Here is a 23,292-nt window from a genome sequence, read left to right on the forward strand (position 1 = left end):
CGTCTAGCCGGCCACCCGCTGGAACAGCTCCTCGCGCAGGCAGCGCAGCGCGACCTCCTCCGCGCCGATGAGCACCGCCTCCTCGCCCAGCGCCGAGCGGGTGACGGGAGGGACCAGGCGGGCCAGCGTGGCCAGCTCGGCGCGCAGGGGCTCCAGCAGCTCGGGTCGGCCGCCGACGGTGCCGCCGAGCACGACGAGCTCGGGGTCGAGCACCGGCACCACCGAGGCCACGGCGCGGGCCAGGTGCCTGGCCAGCCCGGCCACCAGCTCCGCGGCGCCGCGTTCGCCGCGCGCCGCGGCGGCGAACAGCTCCTCGGCGTCCATTCCGGTGCGCTCGCGCAGCGCGGCCTCGGAGATGGCGTGGTGCAGCGGCCCCGACTCCCACAACGCCGGGTCGGCGGGGTCGCCGTCGCCGATCGGCATACGGGAGATCTCTCCGGCCGCGCCCCGCGATCCGCGGTGCACCCGGCCGCCCAGCACGATGCCCATCGCGACGCTGCGCGCCACCCACAGGTAGACGTATTGCTCCAGGCCGCGGGCCGCGCCCCTGGCGCCCTCGCCGAGCGCGGCCAGGTTGATGTCGTTCTCGACCGTGCCGGCGCCGCCGGTGATCGCCAGGATGCGGTCGACGGCGTCCTGGTGGAAGTCGGGCAGCGGGGAGGGCAGGTCGCGGTGGAGGTAGCCGGCCGCGTCGACGATGGTGGGCACCGCCACCACGGTGTGCCAGACCTGCGCGGGGCCGCCGCCCGCCTGGGCGAAGGCGCGCCTGGCCAGGGCGGCGATCTGCTGGGCCAGGGGTGCTCCCGCGGGCAGCGGCTCGGGCTCGCGCTCGACCAGGGCCAGGCGTTCGCCCCGCAGCGAGATCAGGGAGACCTGCAGGCGCACGGGGGAGATGACGACCGACAGCCCGGTGCCGCCGTCGGCGGGCCGCACGTCGTAGAGCGCGGCCGCGGGGCCCTTGCGCGAGGTGTCGTGGCCGACGGCGGTGACGAGGCCGGCGCGTTCGAGGTTGGCGACGGCGCGGCTCACGGTGGGCAGCGCCAGCCCGGTGCGGTCGGCCAGGTCGACGCGGGTGAGGGGCGCGGCGTCCACGAGGTGGGCCACGACGGAGCGCTCGTTGAGCGAGCGGAGGACCCCGGGGGACCCGGACGGCAGCGCGTGCATGCGCCGCAGTCTAACTCTCTAACACTTCGTTAGTGAAAGAGTTCCACTTCTTGACGTCGAAAGCGGAACGGGTCTACCGTCACGGCACCTAGTAGTAACTAACTGTTCGTACTAGAAAGTGCCGGGGAGGCACCCGATGGCCCCCAACTCGATCTCCCGGCGGACTCTGGCGATCGCGACCGGCGCGCTCCTGCTCGCCGGGTGCGCCAGCAGTACCCAGACCCAGAAGCCGCAGACCGGCGGCAGCGGCCCGCTGCTGACGATCATCGCCGAGCAGGGCGCCACGCTCGCCCGCAACTTCAACCCCTTCGCCGCGACCTCACGCTGGGCCACGCGCAACGCCCTCTACGAGCCGCTGATGATCTGGAACCACGTCACCGGCAAGCTCGAACCCTCGCTCGCCACCGGCCACACCTGGTCGGCCGACAACAAGACCCTCACGCTCACCCTGCGCGAGGGCGTCACCTGGTCGGACGGCACCCCGTTCGGCTCCGCCGACGTGCTGTTCACCCTGGAGCTGATGCGCACCCACAAGGGCCTGGTCGGCGAGGCCGCCACCCCGCTGGCGCAGTACGTCGACACCGTCACCGCGCCCGACGCCAAGACGGTCGTCATCACCCTGCGCGAGGCGATCACCCCCGCGCTGTACGACCTGGTCAGCCAGCGCATCGTGCCCAAGCACATCTGGGAGAAGGTGGCCGACCCCGTCACCGAGACCAACCAGAACCCTGTCGGCACCGGACCCTTCGTGCTGTCGACCTTCCGCCCGCAGGGCTACGAGCTCAAGCGCAACGACAAGTACTGGCAGAAGGTCGAGATCCCCGGCCTGCGCCTTTCCGGCTACACCGGCCAGGACCAGATCAACGCCGCCGTGCTCAGCGGCCAGATCGACTGGGGCGCGGTCGTGCCCGACCCCGACAAGACCTTCGTCGCCAAGGACCCCAGGAACCACCACTACTGGTGGCCGCGGACCGCCGACGTCAACCTGGTCGTCAACACCACCCTCAAGCCCTTCGACGACCCCGCCGTGCGCAAGGCCTTCAGCATGGCGCTCGACCGCGCCCGCATGGTCGACATCGCGCTGTGGGGCAAGAGCGACGTCGCCAACGCCGTGGGCATCCCCGCCCAGGCCTACCCGGGCTGGCTCGACGAGTCGGTGCTCGCCGAGGGCAAGAAGGCGGTCACGTTCGACCTGGCCGCCGCCGGCGCCGCCCTCGACGCGGCGGGCTTCAAGAAGGGCGCCGACGGCAAGCGCACCACCCCCGACGGCAAGCCCGCCGCGTGGGACCTGATCGTGCCGACCGGCTGGACCGACTGGATCTCCGTCGCCGGCATCGTCAGCTCCAGCCTGGCCCAGGCGGGCATCACCGCCAACGTCAAGACCGTGGGCTTCGACAACTGGTCCTCCACCGTCTACGGCGGAAAGTTCCAGCTCACCCTCGGCGCGGGCAAGCGCGGCGCGACGCCGTACGGCTACTTCCGCGACATGCTCTCCACCGCGACGGTCAAGCCGGTCGGCGAGGTCTCCACCAACAACTTCCACAGGTACGGCAACGCCGAGGCCGACAAGCTGCTCACCGCCTTCGCCGCCACCAGCGACGAGGCCGAGCAGAAGCGCATCGCCGCCGACCTGCAGCGCATCTACGTCGCCGAGCTGCCCACCATCCCGCTCTACGAGCAGCCCGACTGGGGAGCCTTCGTCACCAAGCGCTACACCGGCTTCCCCAGCGCCGACAACGCCTACGCGCCGCTGGCCAACGACCCGCTCTTCCCGACCACCTATCTCGTCTACCCCAAGCTGAAGGCGGCCCGTTGAGCCGGTTGCCCCGGCGGGTGCTGTTCTACCTGGCGGCCGGGGCGGTCGCGGTCACGCTCAACTTCTTCCTGCCCCGGCTGATGCCGGGCGACCCCGCCACCACCCTGGTCGCCACCTACTCGGGCCAGCTCACCGCCGAGGACCTGCAGGCCATCCGCGAGGCCTACGGGCTCGTCGACGCCCCGCTCTGGCAGCAGTTCGCCACCTACCTGAGCCACCTGTTCAGGGGCGAGCTGGGCGTGTCGCTGTCGCAGTTCCCCACTCCGGTCACCGAGGTGATCGGCACCGGATTCGGCTGGTCGCTCCTGCTGGGACTGGTCTCGGTGCTGCTGAGCTTCGCCATCGGCAGCGTCATCGGCGCGGTGGCGGCCTGGCGGCGCGGCAGCCGTTTCGACTCCATCGCCCCGCCCGTCGCGCTGTTCGCCGGGTCGTTCCCGTACTTCTTCATGGCGTTGCTGGCGTTGTACCTGTTCGCCGTGCAGTGGCAGCTGCTGCCGCTCGGCCAGGCCTACGGCTTCGACGTCGAGCCGGGCCTGAACGCCGCCTTCGCCGTCGACGTGCTGGCCCACCTGGTGCTGCCCGCCGGGACCGTGGTGCTGGTCTCGATCGGCGGCTGGGTGCTGAACATGCGCAACACCATGATCGGCGTGCTCGACGAGGACTACCTGCTGATGGCCGAGGCCAAGGGGCTGAGCACCCCGCGGGTGGTCGGCGCCTACGCCGCGCGCAACGCGATCCTGCCCACCTTCACGCTGCTGGGCCTGTCGATCGGCAACGTCTTCGCCGGCCAGCTGCTCACCGAGGTCGTCTTCTCCTACCCCGGCCTCGGCTACCAGCTCTACCAGGCCGTGACCACCCACGACTATCCGCTGATGCAGGCGCTGTTCCTGCTGATCACGGTCTCCATCCTCGTCGTCAACCTGCTGGTGGACGTCGCCTACGTGCTGCTCGACCCCCGGGTGAGGTGATCGCCGATGAAATCCGCCGCAGGCGGCGTGATACTGGCCGTGCTGGCACTGGCCTGCCTCGCCGCGCCGCTGCTGGCCCCCGACGGGCCGGCCGCCGCCACAGCCGCAGCCTTCGAGGCGCCCTCGGCCGCGCACTGGCTCGGCACCAACGGCCAGGGCCAGGACGTCTTCGCCCAGCTGGTGTGGGGCGGGCGCGGCTCGCTGCTCATGGCCCTGTCCGTGGGCGCGGGCACCACGCTGATCGCGGTCCTGGTCGGGCTGCTGGCCGCCTACTTCGGCGGGCTGGCCGACGAGGCGATCTCGCTGGTGGTCAACATCGTGCTGACCGTCCCAGGACTGCCGCTGATCATCGTGCTCGCCGCCTTCCTGCCGCCAGGACCGGCCACCATCGCCCTGGTGCTGATCATCACCGGCTGGGCGTTCGGCGCCAGGCTGATCCGCGCCCAGGCCCTGAGCCTGCGCCAGCGCGACTTCATCGCCGCCGCCAGGGTCGCCGGCGAGCGCCCGCTGCGCGTCATCGCCGCCGAACTGCTGCCCAACCTGTGGTCGGTCATCGCCGCCTACCTGTGCGGCCAGGTCGTCTTCGCGCTGACCGCCGGATCCGCGCTGGAGTTCCTCGGACTCGGCGACGCCGGCCAGACCTCGTGGGGGACCATGCTCTTCTGGGCCCAGAACGACTCGGCGCTGCTGCAGGGCGCCTGGTGGACCTTCGTCTCGCCCGGCCTGGCGATCGCGCTGACCGCGGGCTCGCTGGCGCTGCTCAACTTCGCCCTCGACGCGGCGACCAACCCGCGCCTGCGCGCCCCCGGCGGCGCCCGCCGCGCCACGGAGGTGCTGCGCCATGGCTGACGCGCTGCTCACCGTCGAGGACCTGTCCGTGGAGTACCGCGGCCCGCGCGGCGCCGCCCGCGCCGTGGACCGCGTCAGCTTCGAGGTCGCACCGGGCGAGGTGCTCGGCCTGGCAGGGGAGTCGGGCTGCGGCAAGTCCACGCTCGCCCTGGCCCTCCCGCGCCTGCTGCGCGCCCCCGCCGTCATCACCTCCGGCACGGTACGGCTCGGCGGACGCGACATCCTGGAGCTCGACGACCGCCGGCTCAGGTCGATCAGGTGGAGCGAGATCGCGATGGTCTTCCAGAACGCGATGAACGCCCTCAACCCCGTCATGCGCCTGGGCGCGCAGTTCGCCGACGTGATCCGCACCCACACCGGCCTGAGCCGGGCGCGGGCCATGGAACGCGCCGCCGAGCTGTGCACCCTGGTCGGCATCGACCCGGCGCGGCTGCGCTCCTACCCGCACGAGCTGTCCGGCGGTATGCGCCAGCGCGCCGCCCTGGCGATCGCGCTGGCCCTGGAGCCCAAGCTCGTCATCATGGACGAGCCGACCACCGCGCTCGACGTCGTGCTCCAGCGGGAGATCATGGAGGAGATCACCGCGCTGCGGGAACGGCTCGGCTTCGCCGTCCTGTTCATCACCCACGACATCTCGCTGCTCATCGAGGTCGCCGACCGCATCGCCATCATGTACGGCGGGCGGATCGTCGAGCAGGCGCCCGCCCGCTCGATCCTGGAGTCGGCGGCCCACCCCTACACCCGCGGCCTGCTCGCCTCCTTCCCCTCCATCGACGACGACGGCGAACGCCTGACCGGCATCCCCGGCTCCCCGCCGTCGCTGATCGACCCGCCACCCGGATGCGGCTTCGCCGCCCGCTGCACGCTGGCCGGCGACCGCTGCCGCGACACCCCGCCGTTCGTCGAGATCGCCCCCGCCCACCGGGCGGCCTGCTGGGAGGTGGGCGCATGAGAGAGCGAAGCGAACGAATCAATCAGCACTGCGCCCCGGCTCAGGGGCCCGACGAAGGAGGGCGCATGAGCCTGCTGGAAGTCGAGGACCTGGGCCGCACGTTCGGCTCCGCGCACGCCGTACGGGAGGCCTCCTTCTCGCTGCAGCGCGGCGAGATCGTCGCGCTGGTGGGGGAGTCCGGCAGCGGCAAGTCGACCACCGCCCGCATGGTCGCCCGCCTGCTCGCCCCGACCACCGGCCGGGTCCTGCTCGAAGGCTCGGCCACCGTGCCGGAGCTGGAGTACCGCTCCAAGGTCCAGATGGTCTTCCAGGACCCGTTCGGCTCGCTCAACCCCGCCAGGACGATCGGCCACCACCTGACCAGGCCGCTCCTGCTGCACGGCCGCGCGACGCGCAAGCAGGCGCCCGAGGCCGTCGCCGCGCTGCTGCAGACCGTCGGGCTCGATCCGTCGCTGGCCGTACGGCACCCGCACGAGCTGTCGGGAGGCCAGCGCCAGCGCGTCGCCATCGCCAGGGCCTTCGCCGTCGAACCGCTGCTCGTCGTCGCCGACGAGCCGGTCTCCATGCTCGACGTCTCCATCCGCATCGGCGTCCTCAACCTGATGGAACGGCTGCGGGACGAGCGGGAGACCGCCTTCCTCTACATCACCCACGACGTCGCCTCGGCCCGCTACCTGGGCGGGCGCATGCTCGTCATGTACGGCGGCCACATCGTCGAGGGCGGACCTGCCCGCGTGCTCACCGGCGAGCCCGCCCACCCCTACACACGGCTGCTGCTGGCGGCCGTGCCCAACCCGCGGCGCGGCTCGTCGGCCACCGTTTCGAGCGCCGTGACCCGGCCCACCGGCCCGCGCCCGGCCGCAGGCTGCCCGTTCACCGCGCGCTGCCCGCTGGTCACCGACGAATGCCGCACCACGATGCCGCCCGTCACCCGGGTGGCCGACGACCACTGGGCGCGCTGCCACGCGCTGGGAAAGGAGAACCAGTGAAGATCGGCATCTGCGGGCGCAAGTTCCCGCGAGCCGCCGAGCTCGGGCCGGAAGGGCTGCTCCGGGAGTGCGCCGACCTCGGCCACGACGGGGTGTTCTTCCGCACGATCCTGGAGATGTCGCCCACCCTCGACCCCGGCTACCTCGAGCACCTGCGCGAGATCGCCGACGACAACGCGCTGTACCTGGAGACCGGGCTCGGCAAGGTCAACCCCTTCAACACCTCCGAAGAGCCCACGATCCGCGAGATCGGCGAGGGCGACTACCTGCTGGGGCTGCGCCGCATGGCCGAGGCCGCCCGCGCGGCCGGCATGACGGAACTGTGGGCCGACACCGCCAACTACCAGCGCTACGACTGGGGCCTGCACGCCATCGACCGCTTCCGCACCGACGTCACCTGGAGCGAGCAGCTCGAGGCCACCCGCCGCCTGCTCCACCGCGCCGCGCCCATGCTGCGCGACCTCGGCTGCCGCATCAACCTCGAGACCCACGAGGAGATCACCACCCACGAGCTCGTCGCCCTCGTCGAAGACGTCGGGCCCGACGTGCTCGGCATCACCATGGACCTGGCCAACGTGGTCGTGCGCGGCGAGGACCCGGTCGCCGCCGCCCGCCGCGTCGCCCCCTACACCCACCAGACGCACCTGCGCGATCTGGTCCTCTACTTCACGCCCGACGGCGTGGAACGCCAGATCCGCGCCTGCGGCGACGGCGTCATCGACCTGCGTGCCGTACTGAAGGAACTCGACCCGCGGGTCAACCTCACCATCGAGAACACCGGCAGCCGCGACCGCAACGGCATCCAGCTCTTCCTTCCCGCCTGGCAGCGGGCCCACCCCGACCTGCCCATGGCGGACGTGCTGGAGCTCGTGCGCCTGACCGTCGAGAGCGAACGGCTCATGCGCGACGGGCACATCCCCGACGCCGACGCCTACTACGCGCCGCCGCTCGGACCCGACTGGGAGAAGGCGTTCATCCGCCGCTCCGCCGACCACCTCACCGCACTCCTGGAGGACAGCACTTCATGAAGCGCACGCTTCGCGTCATCGTCATCGCCGCCCACCCCGACGAGCCCGAGGAGTACGCGGGCGGCACCGCCGCGCTCTACGCCCGGCTGGGACACGCGGTGAAGTTCATGACCCTGACGAACGGATCCGCCGGACACCACGTCCTCGACGCCCCCACCCTGGTCGCCCGCCGGGCCCGCGAGGCCGCGCTCGCCGCCGACCGGCTCGGCGTGGCGCAGTACGAGATCCTCGACATCGACGACGGCTCGCTCATCCCCACCCTGGAGGTACGGCAGGCGGTCATCCGCAGCATCCGCGAATGGCGCGCCGACGTCGTCATCAGCTTCCACGCCGACGGCGGCGGCCACCCCGACAACCGCGCCTCCGGCGTCGCCGTCCGCGACGCCCTGCCGTTCGTCGTCCTCGGCAACATCCTGCCCACGGTCGCCCCCCTCGCCAGACGCCCGCTGCACCTGCAGATGGTCGACTACGGCACCCACGACCTGCACCGCCACGACCTGGCCGTCGACATCGGCCAGGTGCTGGAGGACAAGCTGCTCGGCTGCGACGCCCACGCCACCCAGTTCTACGAGTTCGCCCCCCACTCCAACGGCTGGGGCGAGCAGGTGCCCGGCGACTGGGCGGGCAGGCGCGAGTTCATCCTCAAGTACTGGAGCGAGTACTTCCACGCCGACGCCTCCATGCGCGAATCGCTGACCAGGTGGTACGGCCCCGACACGCGGGCCGAGTTCGCCGAGACCTTCCACCTGGCCCGCGGCAACCGCTCCTACAGCGACGAGGAGCTGCGGGAACTGGTGCCCATGCTGGGCGACTAGTCTTGACCCGTGGACCTGGACTTCGAGCTGAGCTCCGACTTCATCCCCCTGTGCGACCTGCTCAAATACTGCGGCGTCACCGAGACCGGCGGCATGGCCAAGCAGCTGATCTCCGAAGGGCTCGTCACGGTCGACGGTGAGGTGGAGCTCCGCAAGACCCGCAAGGTGCGCTCCGGCTCCGTGGTCAGCGGCGACGGGTTCAGCATCCACGTTTCGTGACTGTGCGCAAGGTGACCTCTGGTCACGGTCCCAGATTTGGCAGATCATGCCGGTGTAGGCGGGCGCGATCAGGCCTAATGTGCCCGCAACAACGCGAGTTCGGGGGCCAACCGGCACGCCGGAAGTGACCAGAGGGGATGCGCTCCATGGTTATGGGTTGGACCAAACACGGTGACGGAAGACACCTGGCCCCCGGCGAGGTGGTCAAGCCCGACGAACGGCTCACCTGGCCGAGGATGATCGGGTTCGGCGCCCAGCACGTGGTCGCCATGTTCGGCGCGACATTCGTCTTCCCCCTGGTCATGGGGCTGGACCCGAACGTCGCGATCATGATGTCGGGCGTGGCGACGATCCTGTTCCTGCTGATCGTCAAGGGCAAGGTGCCCAGCTACCTGGGCACCAGCGCCTCGTTCGTGGGCGGCGTCCTGGCGATCAGGGCGCTGTTCGGCGGCGACACCGCCGGGGCCGACGCCATCGTGACCGGGGCCATCCTGGTCGCCGGACTCGTCCTGGCGCTGGCCGGTGTGGCCGTGCACTTCCTCGGGGTGCAGATCATCCACCGGATCTTCCCGCCCGTCGTGACCGGCGCGGTGGTCATGCTGATCGGCTTCGGCCTGGCCTTCGTGGTCGCCGACGTCTACTGGCCGCAGGACCAGTGGATGGCCCTCGTCACCATGCTGATCACCTTCGTCGTCATCGTCGCCTTCAAGGGCTTCATCGGGCGCATCGGCATCCTGATCGGCCTCATCCTCGGCTTCGTGCTGTCGTGGGGAGCCGACCGGGTCTTCGGCAACATCACCGCCTACAACGCCGGCACCGGCGCCGTCGACACCCACCCGCGGGTGAACTTCTCCGGCCTCGCCGACGCCCCCTGGTTCGGCCTGCCCGACTTCCACGCCCCCGACTTCCGCTTCAGCGCCGTGCTCCTGGTGCTGCCCGCCGTCATCGCGCTCGTCGCCGAGAACATCGGCCACGTCAAGGCCGTCGGCGAGATGACCGGCACCGACGTCGACCCCTACGTCGGCCGCGCCGTCGCCGCCGACGGCGTCGCCACCGTGGTCACCAGCGCCGTCGGCGGCTCGCCCACCACCACCTACGCCGAGAACATCGGCGTCATGGCGGCCACCAAGGTCTACTCCACCGCCGCCTACTACATCGCCGGCGTCATCGCGATCGCCTTCGGCCTCATCCCCAAGTTCGGCGCGCTCGTCGCCGCCACGCCCGGAGGCGTGCTCGGCGGCGTCACGGTCATCCTGTACGGCATGATCGGCCTGCTGGGAGCGAAGATCTGGATCGAGAACCGGGTCGACTTCGCCGATCCGGTCAACATGGTCCCGATCGGCGCGGGCATCATCCTGGCCATCGGACCGGTCAAGCACATGATCACGGGAGAGTTCACCCTGGAGGGCATCGCGCTCGGTACCATCGTCGTCGTGGGCGGCTACCACCTGCTGCGCTGGATCGCGCGAAGGCCCGCCGAGATCAGGGAGTCCACCGGGTCAACCACCACCGACTGACACCGGTGGCTTGCTCTCACGGTCCCGTCTGGCAGAAGGGAGGCCGGTAGCGTGCGGGGAGTTGACTGTCCCCCAGCCCTCGACACCGCGCCGGGCGATGTTGAGTGCCGCGATGTGGTCGGCGTGCCCAGCGAGGCCACACCTGATGCAGTCGAACCGCCCGCGCGCCGGCCGATTCCTGCGCGAAACGCACCCGCACCGGGGGCAGCACTGGCTGGTGTAGGCGGCGTCCACCAGGACGAACGCCACACCCGCGAGCGCGGCCTTGTAGCGGGTGAAGGCGGCCTGCTGGGCGAAGGCCCAGCCGTGCAGGGTGCGCCGCTGGAACCGGTGAGCCCTTACCCGGCCGCGGATGCCACGGAGGTCTTCCATGGCGACACCGCGGCCGGTGCGTTCGGCTTCGCGCACCACGTGACTCGAGATCTGATGGTTGACGTCGGTCATCATCCGGCGTTCGCGGCCCGCCAGGCGGCGCAGCACCCGCCGCGCCGACGGCGTGCCCTTCCGCTGCAGGCGACGCCGCTGACGGTGCCGCCGTCTGCGCAGGCCTCGGATGTGCCCGTTCCCGGCGATCGTGCCTGGCAGCGCCTTGCCGGGCAGCACCACCCCGTCGGAGGTGACGGCGAGATTGGCCAGGCCCTGGTCCACTCCGAGGAACCCTGCTTCGGGTTCGTTCACCTCGGGCTTGGGATGGGTGACGGTGACCTGCAGCAGCCACTTTCCGCCGCGGAACACCAGATCCGCCTCTCCCACGGGCAGCGTGTCGATCGCGTGCCGATCGGCGTCGCGACCCGCGTAGGCGATGTGGACGCGGCCGGTCGGGGTCCACAGCGAGGCGGTGCGGGCAGCGCGGTTGAAGGTCAGCATGCGCGCGTCGTAGGGCACCGCGCCATGCGGACGGAACACGTGCGCGCGCTTGCGAGTGGCGCGCCGATTGGCATAGGCGGCATGCACCTGGGCGATCGCCAGATTGGCGGCCTGCGCGCCCAGGCCGCGCACCTCGGCCCGGACCGCCAGGTAGGCCAGCCGGTGCAGCGCCACCCTGCCGAAACACTGCTGCCGCCAGGCCAGCACCGAGACCACGTTGGCCGCCTGGTTCGCCACCTTCGCCGCGGCTGCCAGCGCTACGGACTGCTCGGTGGTGGGGAACAGGCGAAGTTGCACCATGGAGGTGAGCCCGGCTTGCTTGGCACCGTTTCTGCGGAATGCCACGGAGCACCTCCGGACTCGCGCACCAGTTCGAATCGTCTAACGAAGGTTATCGTGAGTCATCGATTCCTTGTCGGCCCGGACAGCTCCAGTGCCTCCGGTTCTCTCATGGCGGATTCGCCGTGAAACCACCCCCGTTCACCTACCACGCGCCCCTCGACCTCGGTTCGGCGCTCGACGCGCTGGCCGGGGCGGGGGCGCATGGGAAGGTGCTGGCCGGAGGCCAGAGCCTGATCCCGCTGATGAACATGCGGCTGGCCTCCCCGTCGCATGTGATCGACATCAACCGGGTGCCGGGGCTCGACACCGTCGTGGCCGAGCAGGGCGGGGTGCGCATCGGGGCGCTGGCCCGGCACTCGCGGGTGGAGCGTTCCGGGCCGGCGCCGTTGCGGCGGGCGCTCAAGCTGGTGGCACACCCGGTGATCCGTAACCGCGGGACGGTCGTCGGCAGCCTCGTGCACGCCGACCCGGCGGCGGAGCTGCCCGCGGTGCTCGCGGTGCTGGGAGGGTCCGTTCGGCTGGCGCGCAAGGCCGACGGGTCCGTTTCTGCTGACGGGGCGGCGGTGCGTGACGTGGCGGCGGCCGACTTCTTCGTCGGCCCCCTGGAGTCCGATCTGCGTGCCGGTGAGCTGGCCGTGTCCGCGTTCTTCCCCGATCTCCCGCCGGGGTCGGGCTTCGCCGTCCACGAGCTCGCGCGGCGGCACGGCGACTACGCCCTGGCCGGGGTATGCGCCGTCGTCACTCTCGGCGGCGACGGACGCATCGCCGCCGCGAGGGCCGCCTGCATCGGCGTGGCGGCGACGCCCCTGCTGGTCGAGCTGGAGGGCGGCACGCCCGCCGAGCTGGCGCGTGCCGTACAGGAGCGGACCGATCCGGAGGGCGACATCCACGCGAGCGCGGCCTACCGGCGGCACCTGGTCGGGGTGCTGGCCGAGCGGGCGTTCGCCGACGCGGCCAGGGAGGCGGCCCAGTGACCGAGCCAGTGACCCAGCCAGTGACCCAGCCAGTGACCCAGGAGGAGCGGCACGAGATCACCCTGGTGGTCAACGGGGTGGCCCGCCAGGCGCGGGTTCCGGCGCGCAGGCTGCTGTCCGACGTGCTGCGCCACGATCTGGGCCTGACCGGCACCCATGTGGGCTGCGAGCACGGCGTGTGCGGTTGCTGCACGGTGCTGCTCGACGGCGAGCCGGTGCGCTCGTGCCTGACCTTCGCCGTCACCGTCGACGGCCGCGAGCTGACCACGGTGGAGGGCCTGGCGGGTCCCGGCGGCATGTCGCCGGTGCAGCGCGCCTTCGCCGAGTGCCACGGCCTGCAGTGCGGTTTCTGCACGCCGGGCTTCCTGTGCACGGTCACCGCGTTCCTCAGGGACAACCCCGCGCCCACCGACGACGACGTCATCGAGGGCATCTCCGGCAACCTGTGCCGGTGCACCGGCTACCAGAACATCGTCAAGGCCGTGCACCGGGCGGCGGAGCTGATGGCGGAGGAGTCCGAATGACGACGCGGCTGTTCGGTGAGAAGGTGCAGCGGCTGGAGGACCCGCGGCTGCTCACCGGGCAGGGACGCTACCTCGACGACCTGGGACGGGGCGCGGTGGCGGTGGCGTTCGTGCGCTCGCCGCACGCGCACGCCCGCATCCGCGACATCGACGTGAGCGCCGCGCTCGACGCCGAGGGGCTCATCTCGATCTACACGTGGGAGGACCTGCCGGGCCGGCTCGCCCAGCCGCTGCCGCTGCTCATCCCGCATCCGGCGCTGACCCACGGCCGCACCGCCTACCCGCTGGCCAAGGAGACCGTCCGCCACGTGGGCGAGCCGGTCGTCATGGTCGTGGCGGAGGACCGCTACCTGGCCGAGGACGTCTGCGACCTGATCAGGGTCGACTACGAGCTGCTGAAGCCGGTCGTCGGCATCGAGGAGGCCGCGCACGGCGCGCAGCTCGTCCACGACGACGTGCCGGGCAATCTGGGCGCGCACTTCGTGCAGGAGGTGCCCGCCGCCGACGGCAGGGGGGCGCGCGAGGCGATCGAGCAGGCGGCGCACACCCTGGCCTTCCGGCTCGACATCGAGCGCAGCGCCTCCATGCCCCTGGAGGGACGCGGCGTCTACGCCCGGTGGGACGGCACCGACCTGCGCGTCTACTCCAGCACGCAGACCTCCACCAGCGTGCGCATGGCGATCGCGGCCAAGCTCGACTTGCCCCTGCCCAACGTCGAGGTGATCGCCCCCGACGTCGGCGGCGGCTTCGGGGTGAAGATCGTGCACCCGTGGCCCGAGGAGATCCTCGTGCCGTGGGCGGCGATGACACTCGGGCGCGAGGTCAAGTGGACCGAGGACCGGCGCGAGCACTTCGTCTCCAGCGCGCACGAGCGCGGCCAGGTGCACTTCGTAAGGGTCGGCTTCGACGACGACGGCCGGGTCGAGGGGCTGGAGGTGACCATCCTGCACGACCACGGCGCCTACACGCCCTACGGGATCATCGTGCCGATCATCACCTCGACGCAGTTGCTCGGGCCGTACAAGCTGGGCTCCTACCGGGTGGAGTTCTCCTCGATCTACACCAACACCGTGCAGGTCACCCCGTACCGGGGCGCGGGGCGCCCGCAGGGCGTTTTCTGCATGGAACGCACGATGGACAAGATCGCCCAGTACCTGGGCGCCGACCGCACCGCGGTCCGCGAGCGCAACTTCATCCAGCCCGCCGACTTCCCCTACGACCAGGGCATGGTCTTCCAGGACGGCCGCCCGCTGATCTACGACAGCGGCGACTACCCCGAGATGTTGCGCATGCTGAAGGAGCTCATCGGCTGGGACTCCTTCGAGCGCCGCCCGGGCGTCGGCATCGGGATCGGCTGCTATGTCGAGGGCACCGGCGTCGGGCCGTACGAAGGCGGCCACGTGCAGATCACCTCCGACGGCCGCGTGCACGTCTCCACCGGCCTGACCAGCCAGGGCCAGGGGCACGAGACGGTGTTCGCGCAGATCGCCGCGACCGAGCTGGGCGTGCCGATCGAGCGGGTCAGCGTCGTGACCGGCGACACCCGGCGCTTCGGCTACGCGGTGGGCACCTTCGCCTCGCGCGCCGCCGTGATGAGCGGCAACGCCATCGCGCTGGCCTGCCGCAAGGTCCGCGAGAAGGCGCTGCGCATCGCGGCCGACGCGCTGGAGGCCTCCGCCGACGACCTGGAGATCACCGAGGGCGTGGTGCACGTCAAGGGCGCTCCCGGGGCGGCCGTGCCGCTGGCCACCGTCGCCGTGCTGGCCAACCCGCTGCGCTACGCCTTCGACGAGGAGGCCAAGCGCGCCACCCAGTTCGCGGGTACGGCCTCGCCCGACCTGCCGCCGGTCGCCGAGGGCGAGGAGCCGGGGCTGGAGGGGCGCGACTACTACTCGCCGGTGCGCTCCACCTTCGCCTCGGGCATGCACGCCGCGATCGTCGCGGTCGATCCCGACACCGCGGAGGTCGAGATCCTGCGTTACGCGGTGGTGCACGACTGCGGGCGGCTGATCAATCCGATGATCGTCGAGGGGCAGATCCACGGCGGCGTCGCCCAGGGCGTGGGCGGCGCGCTGTACGAGCGCATGGTCTACGACGCGCACGGCCAGCTGCTCAACGCCTCCTTCATGGACTTCCTCATGCCGTACGCCACCGAGGTGCCGCGCGTGGAGACCGCCCACCTGGAGACCCCGTCGCCCCTCAACCCGCTCGGGATCAAGGGGGCGGGCGAGGCCGGGGTCATCCCGGTGTCGGCGGTGATCGCCGGCGCGATCGAGGACGCCGAGGGCATCGCGATCGACCGCATGCCGATCTCACCGTCGGAGCTGTTCCACCTGCGCGGCGAGCAAGGGTGACACCGACTCCATGATCGAATTCCGCGCCCCGGGCGCCGGCCTGGCCCGGCTGCCCGAGGATCTGGCCGACCACCCCGAACTGCGCCTCGTCGACGTGGCCTGGAACGACCTCACCGAGCTGCCGTCCTCCATCGGCAAGCTGGCCGCCCTGGAGGAACTTCGCCTCGACGGCAACCGGTTCGTCACCCTGCCCGCCGAAGTGGGCGACCTCACCGCGCTCAGGGCACTGCACGCAGACGGCAACGAGCTGTCCGGCGTGCCGTACTGCCCGCCGCGACTGGAGGTCCTCTTCCTGTACGGCAACGCGATCTCCACCGTGCCCGCCCGCCTCGGCGCGCTGGAGCGGCTGAGGCATCTCTCGCTGGGCGGCAACCGGCTGGCCGCCGTCCCCGACGCGTTGTGGCGCATGACCTCGCTGGAGTCGCTCAACCTCGCCCAGAACCAGCTCGCCGACCTGCCGCCCGCCATCGAGGGGCTGCGCTCGCTGCGCATGCTGGACGTCGCCCACAACGTGCTCGCCTGCCTGCCGGAGGAGCTCGGGCGGCTCGGCCTGACCGACTACCTCTACGTGGGCGACAACCGCCTCACCGAGCTGCCCGCCTCGCTGGGCGGGCTCGACAGGCTGGCCTACCTCAACGTCAGCGACAACCGGCTGACCGCGTTGCCCGCCACGATCGGCGGCATGACGGCCCTGCGCGAGCTGCGTGCCGACGGTAACCGGCTGACCTCGCTGCCGCCCTCGCTCGGCGGGCTGCGGCGGCTGGTCGAGCTGCACGTGCGCGGCAACCGGCTGACCTCGCTGCCGGCCGAGCTGGCCGGGCTGGGGGCGCTGCGCGAGCTGAACCTGCGCGACAACCTGCTGGCCGAGCTGCCCGGATGGGTGTCGGAGTTGCGCCGGTTGCGCCACCTCGACCTGCGCAACAACCGGCTCAGGGCGCTGCCGGAGAGTTTGGCGGAGCTGCCCGGGCTGGAGCGGCTCGACCTGCGGTGGAACAAGCTCGACGACCGCCGCGCGCTCGTCGCGGCGTTGCGCGCCAGGGGAGTGGTCGTGCTCGACTGAACCGTGCTCGGGACTGCTGCGTACCCCGGGACATGACGACTTTTCCGCGTACTGCCGCTCTCGCCGTCACGGCCGTGCTCTGCGCGGCCTGCTCACCCGGTCCCTCCGGCGACGGCGGTTCCTACGTCGCGGCCGACCAGGCGGCGGCCGCGAACGTCGAGGCGCTGACCGTCGAGCAGCTCGCCGCCAAGGTCGGCTGCAAGCCGCGCATCCAGGTCGACGCCACCGACATGCGCACGGGGCACTGCAAGACCTCCGACGGGGAGTTCTTCCTCAGCACCTTCTCCACGCAGGCGGGCAAGGACGCCTGGATGGACACCGCTCCGGAGTACAACCCGCACCTGGTCGGGCACCTGTGGACGGCGCTGTCGGGCCGCAAGGTGCTGGACCGGCTCAAGGAGCGCCTCGGGGGCGACCTGCACCTGAAGGACCACCGCACCCACACGCCGATGGCCTCGCCCGCCGGCTACTAGGGCGCGGGGCCCGTCGAGGCGCGCACGACCAGTTCGTGGCCGGTGCGGCGGCGGCGCGGCCGGGCGGCGGGCGGCTTGAGCACCAGGTCCAGGGCCTGCCGCCCCATCGCCACCATCGGCAGCCGCACGGTCGTCAGCGCCGGGAAGACGTCGGCGGCGAGCGGGATGTCGTCGAACCCCGCCAGAGACACCTCCGACGGCACCCGCCGCCCCGACCCCAGCAGCCACGACAACGCTCCGACCGCCATCGGGTCGTTGAGCGCGATCACGGCGGTGAGCGAGGGATGCGCGCCGATCAGCTCGGCCACCGCCCTGGCCCCGCCCTCGCGGGTGAAGTCGCCGTCCACGACGGGGACGCGTCCCCAGTCGAGCCCGGCGGCCCCGGCCGCGTCGCGCAGCCCGGCCAGGCGGTCCTCGACGGTGGTCAGGTTGGCCGGTCCGCCGACCACGCCGATGCGGCGGTGGCCCAGGCCCAGGACGTGGCGCATCAGGGTGGCGCCGCCCTCGGCGTTGTCGGGCAGGACGGCGTCGACGGGCAGGTGATGGCGGCCGATGACGGCGACTCGGCCGCCGCTCGCGGTGATGGAGCGGACCTCGGCGGCCAGCGGGTTCTCGGCGGAGGCGTCGATGTAGCCGGAGCCCGCCAGCACGATCGAGGTGACGCGGTGCGCGCGCAGGGCGCGCACGCGTGACAGCTCGGCCCGCGGGTCGCGCTCGGTCTGGCTGATGAGGGCCAGGTAGCCGCGCTGCTCGGTTTCGCGCAGCACGCCGCGGGCGATCTCACCGAAGTAGGGGTCGCCGACGTCGTGCACGACCAGGCCGACGATGGAGGTCTGCCCTCCGGCCAGGGCGCGGGCGTGGCTGTTGGGCACGTAGCCGATCTGGGCGGCGACCGCCTGCACGTGGGCGGCGAGCGAGGGGCTGACGCCGTGGCTGCCGGTGATGGCGCGGGAGGCGGTCGCGAGGGAGACCCCGGCAGCGCGGGCGACGTCGATCAGGCGGGGCGGGCGCTCCATGCGGCCCCCTTGTCATCGGGCACTCCCCGTGCAATGTTAACCGAAAGCGCTTCCGAAAGCGCTTTCGCGCCAGCAGGAGGTCCCTCGATGGCAAGAATCCTGGCGATCACCGTCACCTGCGCCCTGTTAGCGACCGCATGCGCCAAGACCGACGAGCCGGGCACGGCCCCGCAGACCGGTCCGGTCAAGATAGGCATCTCGCTGCCGCTCTCGGGCGACTTCTCCGAGCCCGGCAAGGGCATCCAGGAGGGCTACCAGCTCTGGGCCGAGACGGTCAACGAGAAGGGCGGCCTGCTCGGGCGGAAGGTCGAGCTGATCTTCCGTGACGACGCCTCCGACCCCAACCGCGTCAGCTCCGACTACGAATCGCTGATCACCCAGGACAAGGTCAACCTCGTCTTCGGCCCGTTCTCCTCGCGCCTGGTCATCCCCGCCGCCAAGGTCGCCGAGTCGTACAACATGCTCTTCGTCGAACCGGCCGGAGCCGCCAAGGAGGTCTTCGAGCAGGGCTTCAAGCGCCTGTTCTACGCCGCGCCCGCGATCGCCGACGACCACTACAACTACCTGGCCGAGTACATCACCAAGCTCCCCGAAGCGCAGCGGCCCAAGACCGCCGCCTACGCCAGCCTCGACGACCCGTTCGCCCAGGGCACGGCCTACGGCCTGCGCGACAAGCTGGCCGCGGCCGGCATCACGACGGTGGTCGACGAGGTCTACCCGCCCGACACCACCGACTTCGGCCCCATCGCCGCCAAGATCGCCGCCGCCAAGCCCGACATCGTGGTCGGCGGCACCCAGTTCGAGGACTCGGTCGGCCTGGTCCGCGCGCTCCAGGAGCTGAAGGTGCAGCCCAAGCTCGCGGCCTTCTCCACCGGGCCCACCCTGCCGGAGTTCCCCGCGGCGGTGAAGAACGCCGCCGAGCACGTCGTCTCGCCGGTCGGCTGGGCGCCCACGACCGACTTCCCCGGCAACGCCGACCTGGTCAAGAGGTACAAGGCCAAGTTCGGCGGCGACGCGCACGAGGACGCCGCCAACGGCTTCACCGTCGGCCAGGTGGTCGAGGCGGCCGTCAACGCGGTCAAATGCGTCGAGCCCACCAGGGAATGCCAGGACAAGCTCGCCGACCACATCCGCCAGGGCACCTTCGACACCGTCGTCGGGCCGCTCTCCTTCGACGACCAGGGCAGGCCGGAGCAGGCGCACATGATCCAGCAGTACGTCGCGGGCAAGGTGGAGATCGTCCTGCCCGCCGAGGCCAAGACCGCCGACCTCGTCTTCCCGAAGCAGGCGTGGTGACGCTCCTCCTCCAGGGACTGGTCCTCGGCCTGCTCACGGGCGGGCTGTACGCCCTGCTGGCCGCGGGCCTGTCGCTCTACTTCGGGGTGATGCGGGTGGTCATGGTCGCCCACCCCGCCTTCCTGTTCCTGGCCGCCTACCTGACCTACTCCCTGCACACCGGCTTCGGCCTCGACCCCCTGGCCACGATGCCGATCACCGTGCCGCTGTTCTTCGGGCTCGGCGTGCTGCTCCAGCGGGTGATCATCAGGGGGCTGGACCCGATGATGAGCGTGCTGCTCACCTTCGGGCTGGCGCTGACCGTCGAAGGGCTGCTCGGCACGATCTACACCGGGTCGTACAAGTCGGTCTCGATGGACTACGCGACGAGGTCGCTGAGCATCGGCGAGGTGCATCTGCCGTACGACAAGATCATCGCCTTCTGGATCGCGGTGATCACGCTCACGGCGCTCTTCGCCCTGCTGGTCAAGAGCAGATTCGGGCGGGCGTTGCGGGCGACCGTCCAGCATCCGGAGGCGGCCAGGCTGGTCGGCGTCCGCACCGAGCGGGTCGCCGGCTACGGCTTCGGCGTGGGCCTTGCCACGGCCGCGGTCGGCGGCACGGTGCTGGCGCTGGTCACGCCGTTCTTCCCCGCCTCGCACTGGGCGTGGATCGGCAAGCTGATGGCGATCATCGTCGTCGGCGGGCTGGGCAGCGTGCTCGGCGCGGCGCTGGCGGCGATCCTGCTGGGCGTGGTCGAGGGGCTGGTGCTGGTCACCGTCGACGCCACCTGGGCGACGCTGATGTTCTACGCCTTCCTGCTGGTGACGCTGCTGCTGCGGCCCCAGGGCCTGTTCGGGGGACGGCTTGCGCATCGTTTCTAGCCTGCTGCTCGTCGCCGCCGCGCTGGCCTACCCGTGGCTGGTGCCCAACTACTACCTGGTCTACGCGGGCGTGCTGACCGTGATGTACGCGGCGATGGCCACCTCGTGGAACATCCTGGGCGGCCTGTCCGGCTACGTCTCGCTCGGGCACTCCGCCTTCTTCGGCCTCGGCGCCTACGGAACCGGGCTGCTGGTCGCCCGCCTCGGCTGGCCGTGGCCGCTCGCGCTGGGCGTCTCGACGGCGGGCGTGGCGCTGTTCGCGGCGCTGGTCGGCGTCGCCGCCGTCCGCGTGCGCGGCGCCTCCTTCGTGATCGTCACGATCGCGCTGGTGTCGGCGATGAACCTGCTCGCGCAGGGCTGGCGCTCGCTGACCGGCGGCTCCATCGCGCTGCAGGTGCCCTCGCCCTTCGCCGGGCTGCACAGGGGCCAGACCCACCTGCTCTTCTACCACCTGTTCCTGGCCCTGCTCGCGGCCGTGCTGCTGGCCTGGTGGCTGATCTCCAGGTCCAGGTACGGCAGCGGCCTGCGGGCCATCCGCGAGGACGAGGACAAGGCCGAGTCGCTGGGCGTTCCCACCGCCGCCTACAAGGTGGTGGCCCTCGCCCTGTCGGCGCTGTTCGTCGCCCTCGCCGGAGGCCTGTACGCGCTGTGGTTCGGCTCGCTCGACCCGATCTTCGTCTTCTCCATCGTCTTCGGCGCCTCCATGGTGCTCATGAGCCTGCTGGGCGGGCGACGCCACCTGCTCGGGCCGCTGCTCGGCGCGCTGATCGTGGCCCCGGCGGGCGAGTACTTCCTGATCGCGCTCGGGGAGACGCAGATCCACCTGACCGCCACCGGCGTGCTGCTGGTGCTGGTCGTGCTGTTCATGCCCGAGGGCATCCTCGCGAGGAGGTGGAGACGTGATCAGAACCGCCGGGCTGGGCAAGTCCTTCGGGGGAGTGACGGCGGTGCGTGACGCCACCGTCGAGGTGCTCCCCGGGAAGATCAACGCGCTGATCGGGCCGAACGGCTCGGGCAAGACGACCTTCTTCAACCTCGTCACCGGGCTGATCAAGCCCGACAGCGGCGCCGTCTTCCTGCGCGACACCGACATCACCGGCAGGTCGCCCCACCGCATCGCCCACCTCGGACTCGGGCGCACCTTCCAGCTGTGCAGGATCTTCCCGCGCATGACCGTCCTGGAGAACATGCTGGTCGCCGTCCGGCGCACCCGGCTGCGCGAACTGATGGCCGGCATCGGCAATCCCGCCGAGATCGAGCGCGCACGCGGCTGGCTGCGCCGTACCGGCATCGAGCACATGGAGCGGGCCGAGGCCCGCGACCTGTCGTACGGCCAGCAGAAACTTCTGGAGCTGGCGGCGGTCCTCATGGCGGAACCCGAGCTGATCCTGCTGGACGAACCGGCCGGCGGGGTCAACCCGGCCCTGATCGAGCGCCTGGTCACCCTGATCCGCGAGCTCAACGCCGAAGGGCACACCTTCCTCGTCGTCGAGCACAACATGGACATGGTGATGGGCATGAGCGACCACGTGATCGTCTTCGACCGGGGCGCGCCCATCTGCGCCGGGCCTCCCCGGCAGGTGCAGTCCGACCCTCGTGTACTGGAGGCCTACCTCGGTGTCTGACGTGCTGGTCCTGCGTGACCTCGTGGCCGGGTACGGCAGGGCGGACCCGGTGCTGCGCGGCCTGTCCGTCACGGTCCGAGCCGGGCAGGTCGTCTGCCTGGTCGGGCCCAACGGCGCGGGCAAGTCCACGGTGCTCAAGGTGGCCAGCGGCCTGCTCGCCCCGCGCTCGGGCGGCGTGCTGCTGGAGGGCGCGGACGTGACCGGCCTGGCGCCGCAGGCCCTGCTGGCCAAGGGGCTGGCCCACGTGCTTCAAGGCCACAGCGTCTTCCGCGAGATGACGGTCGCCGAGAACGTCCGCCTCGGCGGCTACACCCTGCGCGACCAGGCCGTCGTGCGCGAGCGGATCGCCCGCGTCAAGGAACTCTTCCCCGTCGTGGCCGAGCGGTGGGGGACCATCGCCGGGCTGCTGTCGGGCGGGCAGCAGAAACAGGTCGAGTTCGCCCGCGCGCTGATGCTGCAGCCCAAGGTGATCCTGCTCGACGAGCCCTCGATGGGGCTGGACCCGCGCACCACCACGACCGTCTTCGAGCAGATCGACCTGATGCGGCGTACCGGGGTGGCCGTGCTGCTGGTCGAGCAGAACGCGCGGCGGGCGCTGGAGATGGCCGACCTCGGCTGCGTGCTCGACCTCGGCCGGGTGCACATCAGCGGCCCCGCCGGGGAGTTGCTGGCCGATCCCCGGCTGGGCCGCCTCTACCTCGGCGGCGGCGTGGCTAGTGAGCCAGGCTGACGCGCTTCCTGAACACCCAGTACGTCCAGCCCTGGTAGAGCAGGATGAACGGCAGGATCGCCAGGCCGATCCAGGTCAGCACGCCGAGCGTGTACGGTCCCGAGGCCGCCTCCTCCAGCGTCAGCCCGGGCAGCGGCGCCGCACGCAGGGTGGTGAAGACCGCGACCGACACCAGGACGATCGCCCCGGCGGTGGCGGTGAAGGCCCAGCCCTCGCGGCGCTGCCAGATCAGCAGCAGCGCCCCCATCAGGGCGATCAGGGCGGCGATCGCGACCGGGCCGAGCGCGGGCAGCGCCAGCGCGGCCAGCGGCAGCGCCACCAGGCCGGTCACCAGGGCGGCGACCCGTGCGCGCCGCCGTACCGCGCCGTCGGTCTTGAGCGCCAGGAAGATCGCGCCGTGCAGGGCGCTGGCGGCCAGCGAGAACAATCCGCCCAGCACCGGGCCGTAGCCGAGCACCTGGGCGAAGACCGCGCCCCAGACGAACGCGGGCAGCGCGCTGCCGACCACGATGCCCAGGTCCGCCCAGCGGGTGTTGGCGACCTTGCCGCGCCACTCCAGGCCCACCCCGCGCACGATCAGCCCGGTGAGCACCAGGACGAGCGGGATGTAGAACGACGACAGCAGCCCCGCGTACCAGGCGGGGAAGGCGGCGAACGTGGCGCCGACCGCGCTGATCAGCCAGACCTCGTTGCCGTCCCAGACCGGGCCGATGGTCTGCAGCGCCTGCTTGTGCTCGTCTTCGTCACCGCTGACGAAGGGGGCGAGCAGGCCGACGCCGAAGTCGAATCCCTCCAGGACGAAGTAGCCGGTCCACAGGAAGGCGATGACGACGAACCACAATTCGATCATG

The 23,292-nt window shown here is 71.4% G+C and carries 23 protein-coding genes; 19 read left to right on the forward strand and 4 right to left on the reverse strand.

Translation table 11 applies throughout. The annotated features are described in order from the left end of the window. Nucleotides 1-3: 3 nt before the first annotated feature. Nucleotides 4-1,164, reverse strand: coding sequence for an ROK family protein (locus ACIBH1_RS34685; protein WP_397318225.1), 1,161 nt, complete (start codon nt 1,162-1,164; stop codon nt 4-6). Nucleotides 1,165-1,300: 136 nt separating this feature from the next. Here ACIBH1_RS34685 and ACIBH1_RS34690 point away from each other — a divergent pair, with 136 nt between their 5' ends. From ACIBH1_RS34690 to ACIBH1_RS34730, 9 genes are all read left to right on the forward strand, one after another. Continuing rightward, nucleotides 1,301-2,980, forward strand: a complete 1,680-nt coding sequence (locus ACIBH1_RS34690; protein WP_397318226.1) for an ABC transporter substrate-binding protein — start codon at nt 1,301-1,303, stop codon at nt 2,978-2,980. Then, a complete protein-coding gene (locus ACIBH1_RS34695) occupies nt 2,977-3,948 on the forward strand; it encodes an ABC transporter permease (RefSeq protein ID WP_397318227.1) in 972 nt (323 codons plus the stop codon). The genes ACIBH1_RS34690 and ACIBH1_RS34695 overlap by 4 nt, the downstream gene beginning before the upstream one ends. A gap of 6 nt (nt 3,949-3,954) precedes the next feature. After that, on the forward strand, nt 3,955-4,797 hold the full coding sequence (locus ACIBH1_RS34700; protein ID WP_397318228.1) for an ABC transporter permease: 843 nt from the start codon (nt 3,955-3,957) through the stop codon (nt 4,795-4,797). Next, entirely contained in the window at nt 4,790-5,749 is a 960-nt protein-coding gene (locus ACIBH1_RS34705) for an ABC transporter ATP-binding protein (RefSeq protein WP_397318229.1), read from the forward strand. The genes ACIBH1_RS34700 and ACIBH1_RS34705 overlap by 8 nt, the downstream gene beginning before the upstream one ends. Before the next feature lie 65 nt (nt 5,750-5,814). Continuing rightward, nucleotides 5,815-6,738 carry an ABC transporter ATP-binding protein gene (locus tag ACIBH1_RS34710; protein WP_397318230.1) on the forward strand — a complete coding sequence of 308 codons (924 nt, stop codon included), beginning with the start codon at nt 5,815-5,817 and terminating at the stop codon, nt 6,736-6,738. Further along, entirely contained in the window at nt 6,735-7,766 is a 1,032-nt protein-coding gene (locus ACIBH1_RS34715; RefSeq protein ID WP_397318231.1) for a sugar phosphate isomerase/epimerase family protein, read from the forward strand. The genes ACIBH1_RS34710 and ACIBH1_RS34715 overlap by 4 nt, the downstream gene beginning before the upstream one ends. Continuing rightward, nucleotides 7,763-8,581 carry a PIG-L deacetylase family protein gene (locus tag ACIBH1_RS34720; protein ID WP_397318232.1) on the forward strand — a complete coding sequence of 273 codons (819 nt, stop codon included), beginning with the start codon at nt 7,763-7,765 and terminating at the stop codon, nt 8,579-8,581. Before ACIBH1_RS34715 ends, ACIBH1_RS34720 begins: the two co-directional genes overlap by 4 nt. Before the next feature lie 9 nt (nt 8,582-8,590). Next, the gene (locus ACIBH1_RS34725; protein ID WP_397318233.1) at nt 8,591-8,800 is read left to right on the forward strand and encodes an RNA-binding S4 domain-containing protein; all 210 of its coding nucleotides are present in this window, start codon (nt 8,591-8,593) and stop codon (nt 8,798-8,800) included. 146 nt (nt 8,801-8,946) lie between these two features. Then, complete coding sequence (locus ACIBH1_RS34730) at nt 8,947-10,317, forward strand: uracil-xanthine permease family protein (RefSeq protein ID WP_397318234.1); 1,371 nt, start codon at nt 8,947-8,949, stop codon at nt 10,315-10,317. On the opposite strand, the gene ACIBH1_RS34735 is transcribed toward ACIBH1_RS34730, so the two are convergent. Then, entirely contained in the window at nt 10,300-11,529 is a 1,230-nt protein-coding gene (locus ACIBH1_RS34735; protein ID WP_397318235.1) for an RNA-guided endonuclease InsQ/TnpB family protein, read from the reverse strand. The two genes, ACIBH1_RS34730 and ACIBH1_RS34735, sit on opposite strands and share 18 nt — an antisense overlap. Nucleotides 11,530-11,648: 119 nt before the next feature. On the opposite strand from ACIBH1_RS34735, the gene ACIBH1_RS34740 reads away from it, so the two are divergent. Genes ACIBH1_RS34740 through ACIBH1_RS34760 form a run of 5 tightly spaced genes read left to right on the forward strand, consistent with a single transcriptional unit; the run spans nt 11,649 to nt 16,911 of the window. Beyond that, nucleotides 11,649-12,500 (forward strand): FAD binding domain-containing protein, encoded by an 852-nt coding sequence (locus ACIBH1_RS34740; protein ID WP_397318236.1) that lies wholly within the window; start codon nt 11,649-11,651, stop codon nt 12,498-12,500. Further along, on the forward strand, nt 12,497-13,024 hold the full coding sequence (locus ACIBH1_RS34745; RefSeq protein ID WP_397318237.1) for a (2Fe-2S)-binding protein: 528 nt from the start codon (nt 12,497-12,499) through the stop codon (nt 13,022-13,024). Before ACIBH1_RS34740 ends, ACIBH1_RS34745 begins: the two co-directional genes overlap by 4 nt. Beyond that, nucleotides 13,021-15,378 (forward strand): aerobic carbon-monoxide dehydrogenase large subunit, encoded by a 2,358-nt coding sequence (cutA, locus tag ACIBH1_RS34750; RefSeq protein ID WP_397318238.1) that lies wholly within the window; start codon nt 13,021-13,023, stop codon nt 15,376-15,378. The genes ACIBH1_RS34745 and cutA overlap by 4 nt, the downstream gene beginning before the upstream one ends. A gap of 10 nt (nt 15,379-15,388) precedes the next feature. Beyond that, on the forward strand, nt 15,389-16,438 hold the full coding sequence (locus ACIBH1_RS34755) for a leucine-rich repeat domain-containing protein (protein ID WP_397318239.1): 1,050 nt from the start codon (nt 15,389-15,391) through the stop codon (nt 16,436-16,438). A gap of 32 nt (nt 16,439-16,470) precedes the next feature. Continuing rightward, nucleotides 16,471-16,911 (forward strand): hypothetical protein, encoded by a 441-nt coding sequence (locus ACIBH1_RS34760; RefSeq protein WP_397318240.1) that lies wholly within the window; start codon nt 16,471-16,473, stop codon nt 16,909-16,911. Here the strand turns inward: ACIBH1_RS34760 and ACIBH1_RS34765 are convergent. Continuing rightward, entirely contained in the window at nt 16,908-17,927 is a 1,020-nt protein-coding gene (locus ACIBH1_RS34765; RefSeq protein ID WP_397318241.1) for a LacI family DNA-binding transcriptional regulator, read from the reverse strand. The genes ACIBH1_RS34760 and ACIBH1_RS34765 overlap by 4 nt on opposite strands. An 87-nt stretch (nt 17,928-18,014) precedes the next feature. On the opposite strand from ACIBH1_RS34765, the gene ACIBH1_RS34770 reads away from it, so the two are divergent. From ACIBH1_RS34770 to ACIBH1_RS34790, 5 genes are read left to right on the forward strand one after another with little or no spacing between them, the layout of a single operon-like run. Further along, nucleotides 18,015-19,223, forward strand: a complete 1,209-nt coding sequence (locus tag ACIBH1_RS34770; RefSeq protein WP_397318242.1) for an amino acid ABC transporter substrate-binding protein — start codon at nt 18,015-18,017, stop codon at nt 19,221-19,223. After that, nucleotides 19,220-20,086 carry a branched-chain amino acid ABC transporter permease gene (locus ACIBH1_RS34775; protein ID WP_397318243.1) on the forward strand — a complete coding sequence of 289 codons (867 nt, stop codon included), beginning with the start codon at nt 19,220-19,222 and terminating at the stop codon, nt 20,084-20,086. The genes ACIBH1_RS34770 and ACIBH1_RS34775 overlap by 4 nt, the downstream gene beginning before the upstream one ends. Continuing rightward, nucleotides 20,070-21,041 (forward strand): branched-chain amino acid ABC transporter permease, encoded by a 972-nt coding sequence (locus ACIBH1_RS34780; RefSeq protein WP_397318244.1) that lies wholly within the window; start codon nt 20,070-20,072, stop codon nt 21,039-21,041. The genes ACIBH1_RS34775 and ACIBH1_RS34780 overlap by 17 nt, the downstream gene beginning before the upstream one ends. Beyond that, nucleotides 20,986-21,711 (forward strand): ABC transporter ATP-binding protein, encoded by a 726-nt coding sequence (locus tag ACIBH1_RS34785; RefSeq protein WP_397318245.1) that lies wholly within the window; start codon nt 20,986-20,988, stop codon nt 21,709-21,711. Before ACIBH1_RS34780 ends, ACIBH1_RS34785 begins: the two co-directional genes overlap by 56 nt. Continuing rightward, nucleotides 21,704-22,441 (forward strand): ABC transporter ATP-binding protein, encoded by a 738-nt coding sequence (locus tag ACIBH1_RS34790; protein WP_397318246.1) that lies wholly within the window; start codon nt 21,704-21,706, stop codon nt 22,439-22,441. Before ACIBH1_RS34785 ends, ACIBH1_RS34790 begins: the two co-directional genes overlap by 8 nt. On the opposite strand, the gene cydB is transcribed toward ACIBH1_RS34790, so the two are convergent. Beyond that, nucleotides 22,425-23,291, reverse strand: coding sequence for a cytochrome d ubiquinol oxidase subunit II (gene cydB / locus ACIBH1_RS34795; RefSeq protein WP_397318247.1), 867 nt, complete (start codon nt 23,289-23,291; stop codon nt 22,425-22,427). The two genes, ACIBH1_RS34790 and cydB, sit on opposite strands and share 17 nt — an antisense overlap. Between the last annotated feature and the right edge of the window lies 1 nt (nt 23,292).

The sequence above is a fragment of the Nonomuraea sp. NPDC050663 genome (assembly GCF_044456985.1).
In the GTDB taxonomy this organism is placed as follows: domain Bacteria; phylum Actinomycetota; class Actinomycetes; order Streptosporangiales; family Streptosporangiaceae; genus Nonomuraea.

Excerpts from the sequence above, each read along its gene's own strand:
- ACIBH1_RS34690 (WP_397318226.1), top strand. The coding sequence starts at position 1,301 with ATGGCCCCCAACTCGATCTCCCGGCGGACTCTGGCGATCGCGACCGGC.
- ACIBH1_RS34770 (WP_397318242.1), top strand. The coding sequence starts at position 18,015 with ATGGCAAGAATCCTGGCGATCACCGTCACCTGCGCCCTGTTAGCGACC.
- ACIBH1_RS34685 (WP_397318225.1), bottom strand. The coding sequence starts at position 1,164 with ATGCACGCGCTGCCGTCCGGGTCCCCCGGGGTCCTCCGCTCGCTCAAC.
- ACIBH1_RS34760 (WP_397318240.1), top strand. The coding sequence starts at position 16,471 with ATGACGACTTTTCCGCGTACTGCCGCTCTCGCCGTCACGGCCGTGCTC.
- ACIBH1_RS34730 (WP_397318234.1), top strand. The coding sequence starts at position 8,947 with ATGGTTATGGGTTGGACCAAACACGGTGACGGAAGACACCTGGCCCCC.
- ACIBH1_RS34700 (WP_397318228.1), top strand. The coding sequence starts at position 3,955 with ATGAAATCCGCCGCAGGCGGCGTGATACTGGCCGTGCTGGCACTGGCC.
- ACIBH1_RS34705 (WP_397318229.1), top strand. The coding sequence starts at position 4,790 with ATGGCTGACGCGCTGCTCACCGTCGAGGACCTGTCCGTGGAGTACCGC.
- ACIBH1_RS34755 (WP_397318239.1), top strand. The coding sequence starts at position 15,389 with ATGATCGAATTCCGCGCCCCGGGCGCCGGCCTGGCCCGGCTGCCCGAG.
- ACIBH1_RS34765 (WP_397318241.1), bottom strand. The coding sequence starts at position 17,927 with ATGGAGCGCCCGCCCCGCCTGATCGACGTCGCCCGCGCTGCCGGGGTC.
- cydB (WP_397318247.1), bottom strand. The coding sequence starts at position 23,291 with ATGATCGAATTGTGGTTCGTCGTCATCGCCTTCCTGTGGACCGGCTAC.
- ACIBH1_RS34710 (WP_397318230.1), top strand. The coding sequence starts at position 5,815 with ATGAGCCTGCTGGAAGTCGAGGACCTGGGCCGCACGTTCGGCTCCGCG.
- cutA (WP_397318238.1), top strand. The coding sequence starts at position 13,021 with ATGACGACGCGGCTGTTCGGTGAGAAGGTGCAGCGGCTGGAGGACCCG.
- ACIBH1_RS34720 (WP_397318232.1), top strand. The coding sequence starts at position 7,763 with ATGAAGCGCACGCTTCGCGTCATCGTCATCGCCGCCCACCCCGACGAG.